The sequence below is a fragment of the Rhodococcus sp. P4_B6 genome, from assembly GCF_056402215.1.
Window position 1 is genome coordinate 1 of record NZ_JBFUHV010000287.1, and the last position, 7,137, is coordinate 7,137.

Annotated in this window: 8 protein-coding genes; 3 read left to right on the top strand and 5 right to left on the bottom strand. The window is 68.4% G+C overall.

The genetic code is table 11. The annotated features are described in order from the left end of the window. The 3 genes from AC1DWT_RS48540 to AC1DWT_RS48550 form a co-directional block, all read left to right on the top strand. Positions 1-379, top strand: a 379-nt coding sequence (locus AC1DWT_RS48540; RefSeq protein WP_477925997.1) for a flavin reductase family protein, incomplete at its 5' end; no start/stop codon positions are given. Beyond that, entirely contained in the window at positions 376-1,008 is a 633-nt protein-coding gene (locus AC1DWT_RS48545; protein ID WP_477925998.1) for a GTP cyclohydrolase II, read from the top strand. The genes AC1DWT_RS48540 and AC1DWT_RS48545, both read left to right, overlap by 4 nt. A 16-nt stretch (positions 1,009-1,024) precedes the next feature. After that, a complete protein-coding gene (locus AC1DWT_RS48550; protein ID WP_072949200.1) occupies positions 1,025-1,369 on the top strand; it encodes a hypothetical protein in 345 nt (114 codons plus the stop codon). Here the strand turns inward: AC1DWT_RS48550 and AC1DWT_RS48555 are convergent. From AC1DWT_RS48555 to AC1DWT_RS48575, 5 genes are all read right to left on the bottom strand, one after another. Beyond that, positions 1,359-2,126: a helix-turn-helix transcriptional regulator gene (locus AC1DWT_RS48555; RefSeq protein WP_378686394.1), complete on the bottom strand. Its 768-nt coding sequence runs from the start codon at positions 2,124-2,126 to the stop codon at positions 1,359-1,361. The two genes, AC1DWT_RS48550 and AC1DWT_RS48555, sit on opposite strands and share 11 nt — an antisense overlap. Positions 2,127-2,191: 65 nt before the next feature. Further along, complete coding sequence (locus tag AC1DWT_RS48560) at positions 2,192-3,541, bottom strand: MFS transporter (RefSeq protein WP_477925999.1); 1,350 nt, start codon at positions 3,539-3,541, stop codon at positions 2,192-2,194. 13 nt (positions 3,542-3,554) lie between these two features. Next, positions 3,555-5,129 carry an acyl-CoA synthetase gene (locus AC1DWT_RS48565; protein ID WP_206014333.1) on the bottom strand — a complete coding sequence of 525 codons (1,575 nt, stop codon included), beginning with the start codon at positions 5,127-5,129 and terminating at the stop codon, positions 3,555-3,557. Continuing rightward, the gene (locus AC1DWT_RS48570) at positions 5,126-6,355 is read right to left on the bottom strand and encodes an acyl-CoA dehydrogenase family protein (RefSeq protein WP_477926000.1); all 1,230 of its coding nucleotides are present in this window, start codon (positions 6,353-6,355) and stop codon (positions 5,126-5,128) included. The genes AC1DWT_RS48565 and AC1DWT_RS48570 overlap by 4 nt, the downstream gene beginning before the upstream one ends. Positions 6,356-6,390: 35 nt before the next feature. Then, the coding region (locus AC1DWT_RS48575) for a phosphotransferase family protein (RefSeq protein ID WP_477926001.1) at positions 6,391-7,137 on the bottom strand (747 nt) is incomplete at its 5' end.

Genomic DNA, 7,137 nt, shown 5'->3' on the forward strand with positions numbered 1-7,137 from the left:
CTTCAGCTCCGTCTCCCTCGACCCCGCCCTCGTCGCCTTCTTCGTCGGCCGGCATTCCACCACCTTCCCCAAGGTCGCCGCCTCCGGCCGCTTCTGCGCCAACATCCTCGCCGCCGACCAACACGAACTCGGCCGCGCCTTCGCCCGCAGCGGCACCGACAAATTCCACGGAATCGACTGGACCCCCGCCACCACCGGTTCTCCCCGCCTCACCGGCGCGCACGCCTGGATCGACTGCCACATCGACCTCGTCCAACCCGTCGGCGACCACGACCTCGTCGTCGGCCGTGTCGTCGAACTCGGCGCCACCGACACCCCCGACCCGCTGCTGTTCTACACGTCCACGTTCCACCAGCTCACCCCCGCGAGCCCGGCATGACTGCGGTCGAACCTATTCCCTGCGTCGTCCGCTGCGCCGACGCCGTCGTCCCCACCGATCACGGCGCGTTCACCGCGATCGCCTACCGCTCGGCCACCGGGATCGAGCACCTGGCCATGGTGTTCGGCGATCCGACCGTCGGCACCGCGCTGACCCGCGTCCACAGCGAGTGCCTCACCGGCGACGTCCTCGGATCGCGGCGATGCGACTGCGGCCCGCAACTGTCCGCCGCGCTGGAGCGTATCGCCGACGCCGGCGCCGGGGTGCTGCTGTACCTGCGGGGGCACGAAGGCCGCGGCATCGGGCTGGCCGCGAAGATCGCCGCGTACCAACTCCAGGACCGGTTGGGCCTCGACACCGTCGACGCCAACCTGCAACTCGGGTTGCCCGTCGACGCCCGCGACTACGCCGATGCCGCGGCCATTCTCCGCGACCTGCGCGTCGACCGCATCGATCTGCTCAGCAACAACCCGGCCAAGACCGCCGGGCTTGCCGCGGCCGGCATCACCGTCGCGGGCACCACGCCGCTCGAGATCGCGCCGAACGATCACAACACCCGGTATCTCGCATCGAAGCGGGATCGGCTCGGCCACAACCTCACCCACGCACATCTCGTCACCCGCCACTGACACGTCAGGAGAAACCATGGAACGCGTCCCGCTGAGTCACGTATTCGAGAAGCTGTCGGTGATGCATTCCACCCCGCACTGGGCGGAGGCATTCGACGACCTCACCGAGGTCCTCGGCCCCGCTGCGTTCAGCGACGGGCGTGCGTGGGCGAAGTTCACGACCCTGTGCCTGTCCGACGAGACGGACGTGCCGCCCTGGTGCCTGATGGGGAAGACGCACGACGTCACCGCGGCCGCGACGCTCGCACGGGACGCGGGATGGGATGTGGGCGAACCGACCGTCGGCGATCACGAGTGCCGTGTGATGCTTCGGTCACCCCACGGGCTGACCGTCATCGCCTATTCGCCGCTCACACCGTAGGTCCTCGCCGGAGCACGCACGCGGTCAGTGACGCCCGGTTCTTCAGACCGGTGGACTCGAAGATTCGGCTCACATACTTCTTGACGGTGAATTCGGACAGCGAGAGCACTCCGGCGATCTCGTTGTTGCTCAGACCGTCGCTCACCAATTCGGCCACCTGCATCTGGCGCGGGGTCAGGCTGCTCAGTTGGTCGACGGTTCCGTCGTCCCCCGCCAGCCGTATCGACCTGCTCTGGGCGCGGAGTTGGCGAGCAAGAAACTGCACTGCCAGAGTCTCACTCGCATCCCAGCTCCGTTCCCGATCGAACATGCCCACCAGAGCTTCGCCGTCGGCGAGCCGGAGGTGCAGCGCCGACGCCGTTCCCATCCCGTGCGGGTGCAGGTAGTCCTCGACGTAGGAGCGTTGCGGCGCGGGCAGCGCATGCAGGTGGTCCAGGGAAATGAACCCGGTATCGGTCAGCGAGCGGCGCGCCTCGGGGAGCGCGAAGATGTCCTTGTCGCGCCAGCGGGCGTGATACTCGTGCAGCAGCGGGGAGGCGGCACCCGTCAGCAGCGGAGCGGGGTCGGCGAAGATGTCGGCAAATGTCGGTCCGAAGAAGAACGTGACGTCGCGGACCCGGAACACCGTCGCAATGGATTCCACGACGGTCCGCTTGTAGTCGGCGGGGTCGTCGACGTCGCAGCACGATTCGAGGACCTCGAGGATGCCGTGCATCTGCGAGCGGGACAGCACGTCCCTCCAGGATCCGGTACCCATGTTCGCCTCCGATCCCCAGGTGAGTGGCAAAGCGTGCCCGACCACACTTTGCCACTCACGTCACCTCAGGCTGCGACGGTGGACCGGCGGGCAGCCGACTGCTGGACGTCCGGCGACGAGTACTTCCGCACGATCGCGACGAGGCACAGCAGCCCGACGGTTCCGGCGCCGGCGAGGAAGGCCCCGACCCGCCACGCGTTGGAGGCGTCGCCGTTGATGAGCAGCACCATGACCATCGGGGAGAAGCCACCGATGATGGCGGAGATCTGATAGCCGAGGGACGCTCCGGAGAATCGGATCTCGGGCGGGAACAGTTCCGCGAACAGCGTTCCCTGCGTTCCGGTCTGGAACGACATCACGATCACGGCGCCGAAGACGGCCAGCGCGAACGGCCACAGTTCGCCCTGGCTCGAGTGCCCGATCATCAGCCACATCGGAATTCCCCACAGCAGCATCCCGGCGGTGCCGATGCCGAAGATCAGCTTCCGGCCGTAGAGGTCGGAGAGGTATCCGGCCAACGGGACCAGCGGAATCATCAGGACGCAGGCGGCGAGGATGAACCCGAGGACGGTGGATCGTTCGATCCCCAGATAGGTGGTGGCGAACTGCACGGAGCCGGTGATCATCGTGTAGAAGAAGATGACGCCGATGGCGTTCGCTCCGGCTGCGGTGAGGACGGTGCCGGGGTTCTTGCGCAGCACCTGCAGGATCGGCGACTTTCGTGCCGCCGGCGCCTCGGCCAGCTTCTTCGACAGCTCCTGGAACTCGGGTGTCTCCTCCAGGTAGCGGTGGATCAGGAACGCGACCGGGAGCATCACGAGGCTGATCCAGAACGGGATGCGCCACGCCCAGGCGAGGAACGACTCGGAGTCGAATGCCGCTGTGATGGCGAGGAAGACGACGTTTCCGAGGACGACGCCGATGGGCACGCCGAGTTGCGCGAAGCTGCCGTAGAACCCGCGACGTCCCGCGGGGGCGTTTTCGGTGGCGAGGAGGACGGCGCCGCCCCATTGCGCCCCGACAGCGAGGCCCTGGCAGATCCGCAGGGTCACGAGAATCGTGGGCGCGAGCCAGACGAGCTGGGTGTTCGGCACGAGACCGATCAGTGAGGTGGCGACGGCCATCATCACGATGGCGGCGACGAGAACGGGTTTGCGGCCCACCTTGTCACCGAAGTGGCCGGCGAGCACACCGCCGATGGGCCGGGCGATGAACCCGACCGCCACGGTGGCGAATGAATTGAGGGCGGCGACGACCTGACTGTCGGTCGCGAAGAATGTGGTGTTGAAGACGAGTGCGGCCGCGGTGGCGTAGATGAAGAAGTCGTACCACTCGAGCGACGTCGAGATGGCGGCGGCGAAGGACGCGCGGGCCGCGCGCGGCTTCGGCGGGACCGCATGCGAGGCGGTGGGCATGGGGGTCTCCTGCTCAGTCTTGGGCAATGGAACCGAAAGTGTCTCGGAGGACGCGTTTGAGGATCTTGCCGCTCGGGTTCTTCGGTAGGGAGTCGGCGACGATCACGTATTTGGGCACTTTGTAGCCGGCGAGCCGGGCGCGGCAGTGCTCGACGACGTCTTTCTCGTCGAGTTCGACGCCGGCGGACGGAACCACGACGGCGGCGACCGCTTCGATCCACCGGGGGTGCGGCACCGCGAACACGGCGGCCTCACCGACGCCGTCGAGTTCGTACAGCGTTTCCTCGACCTCGCGGGTGGCGACGTTCTCGCCGCCGGTCTTGATCATGTCCTTCTTGCGGTCGACCACCCAGAGGTATCCGTCCTCGTCGAGGTAGCCGAGGTCGCCGGAGTGAAACCAGCCGCCCGCGAACGCTTCCGCGGTCTTCTCGGGTTGCCCGAGATAGCCGACGGTGGCGTGCGGGCTGCGGTGCACGATCTCGCCGACCTCGCCCGCGGGGAGCGGCAGGTTGCGGTCGTCCACGATCCGCGTCTCCACGTTGAGAGCGGGCTTCCCCGCCGAACCGCCGCGTGTCTCTTGATCTTCCGGCCCGAGAGCCGTCGCGAGCGACGCCATCTCCGTCTGCCCGTAGAAGTTCCACAACCGGATGCCCGGCAATCGGCGGTTCATCTCCCGCAGGATCTCCAGCGGCAGCGGCGACGCCCCGTAGTAGCCCTTGCGCAGCGACCGCAGGTCGGTGTGCTCGAAGTCGGGCGACTGCAGCAGCGAGATCCACACCGTCGGCGGGCAGAACAGGTTGGTCACCCGCTCGGTCTCGATGGTGCGCAGCAGCACCCGGGGGTCTGGTCCGTCAACGATGATGCTCGTCGCGCCGAGATAGATGTCGGTGCTGAGGAAGTTGTCGAGCTGGGCACAGTGGTACAGCGGCAGTGCGTGCACCTCCACGTCGTCGCTGCTCATACCGCCGGTGACGATGCAACTGATGTACTGCCACATCAGGGACCGGCTGGTGAGCATCGCGCCTTTCGGCCGTGATTCGGTGCCCGACGTGTACATGATGCGGACCACGTCGTCGTCCGGCACGAACACCTCGGGTGGCGAGGCGAATTCGCCGTCCGTCCAACCGGCCATCGAGACCCACCCGTCCGGAACCCCCGCCCCGGCCAGCGGGATCGCCGCCCGCACCCGGACGCTTCCCTTCGACTCCGTGAGCGCCGTCTCGGCGACGGGCACCAGCGCGTCCTCGACGACGAACGCGTCGGCGGCGCAGTCGTCGAGGATGTACCCGATCTCCCCGCCGGTGAGCATGAAGTTGATCGGGACGAGGACCACCCCGAGCCGGGCGGTCGCGAAGTTCAGCACCGGGTACTGCCAGCAGTTGTGCGACAGCAACGCCAGCCGGTCGCCCCGCGTCAGCCCCTCGGCGTGCAGGGCCGCCGCGACCCGGTCGATCACGGCGTCGAATTCGGCGAACGTGAGCCGGACGTCGCGGTGCACCACGGCGAGCTTGTGCGGGAAACGCGCCGCGGAACGACGTGGAATGTCGCCGATGCTCTGCTGCCGGGCGCGCGTCCTGTCCTCGGTCACCCGCGGACTTCTTTCAGGACCGGGGTGGCGGCGAACTCGGCGCGGGCGAGCGAGCGGCGGTGCACCTGGTCGGGGCCGTCGGCGATCTGCAGGAACCGGGCCTGCGCGTACAGGACCGGCAGGATCGTGTCCTGCGACAGGCCGGCGCCACCGAAGATCTGCATCGCGTCGTCGACGATCCGCTTGACGGTCAGCGGGACCATCACCTTGGCGGCGGCGATGTCGTGGCGGGCCGCCTTGGTGCCCTCGACGTCCATCCGCCAGGCGGCCCGCAGCACCAGCAGCCGGGCGGCGTCGAGGTGGATCCGGGCGTCCGCGACGGTCGCCTGCACGACGCCCTCGTCCGCGAGGGGCTTGCCGAACGCGACGCGGGCGCGGGCGCGTTCGGTCATCAGCGCGATGGCCCGTTCGGCCATCCCGATCAGTCGCATGCAGTGGTGGATGCGCCCCGGACCGAGCCGGGCCTGCGCGACGGCGAAGCCCTTGCCGCGCGGACCGAGGAGGTTCGCCTTGGGGACGCGGACCTTGTCGAAGACGACCTCGCCGTGGCCGCCTTCGTGGCGGTCGGCGAAACCGAGCACGGTGGTGGACCGGACGATGGTCAGGCCCGGCGTGTCCATCGGGACGAGAACGATGCTGTGCCGGTTGCCGATCGGGGCGCCGGGGTCGGTGACGCCCATGACCATCGCCACCCGGCAGTCGTCGCGCAGCGCCGCGGTGGACCACCACTTGCGTCCGGTCAGCACCCAGCTGTCGCCGTCGTCGGCGATCTCGAGGCGGACGTTGTTGGCGTCCGAGCTCGCGACGTCCGGTTCGGTCATCGAGAAGCACGAGCGGAATTCGCCGTCGAGCAGCGGGGCGAGCCATTGCTGCTTCTGCTCGTCGGTGCCGTAGAGGTGCAGCAGTTCCATGTTGCCGGTGTCCGGCGGGTTGCAGTTGACCGCCTCGGGGGCGATCAGCGGGCTCCAGCCGGTGAGTTCGGCGAGCGGCGCGTACTCGAGGTTGGTCAGGCCCGCGCCCTCGTGGGCGGGGAGGAAGAGGTTCCACAGGCCCTCGCGTTTGGCGGCGGCCTTCAGGTCGGCCACGATCGGCGGCGCACCCCAGTGGTCCGGTTTGGACGCGAGCTGTTCCTCGGCGATCGCCTCGGCGGGCAGCACCCGCTCCTGCATGAACTTCGTCAGCTTCGCCTGCAGTTCCACGACTTTCGGGCTGTACTCGAATTCCACTTCCGTGGCTCCAATCTGTTTCGGTGGTGCCGCGGTCAGCGGCGAAGCTCGGACACAGGCGACGCCGCGGCGAGGTCGAGCGCCCGCTGCAGCAGCGGGCCGACCATGTCGCCGACGTCGTCGAAACCCCCACCGACGGTGTCGCCCTGTGCGTGCCGGGCGTTGATGCCCTCGAGGATGACGGCGATCTTGAAGTCGGCGAACACCGTGTACCAGTCGATGTCAGGGATCTCGATGCCGCGCTGTGTGGCGTAGCGGTCGAGAAGTTCGGCGCGGGTGGGGAATCCGTCGAGTCGGGCGAGGCCCTTGGTCACCGGGTTGTCGACCGCTCCGGGCTGGTCCCAGAAGCTCAGCATGATCCCGACGTCGGCGAGGGTGTCGCCGAGGGTGGCCATTTCCCAGTCCAGGACGGCGACGATCTTCCCGGCGTCGCCGCGGGACGCGAGCACGTTGTCGAGTTTGACGTCGCCGTGGACGATGCCCGGGAAGTGTGAGGTGGGCAGCGCACGGCGCAGCTTGTCGAGCAGCACGGCCACCTCGGGGCGATCGGCGGCGCGCGAGGCCTCCCATTGCCGGGACCAGCGGTCGAGTTGGCGTTCCAGGTAGCCGTCGGGGCGTCCGAACGAGCCGAGCCCGACCGCGTCCGGGTCGACGTCGTGGAGTGCGGCCAGGGTGTCGGCCAGGTCCAGTCCGAGCCGGCGGCGCTCGCCGGGGGTGAGCGCGGACGCCTGCTCGACCGTCCCGACGGGCATGCCGTCCACCAGTTCCATGAGGTAGAACGA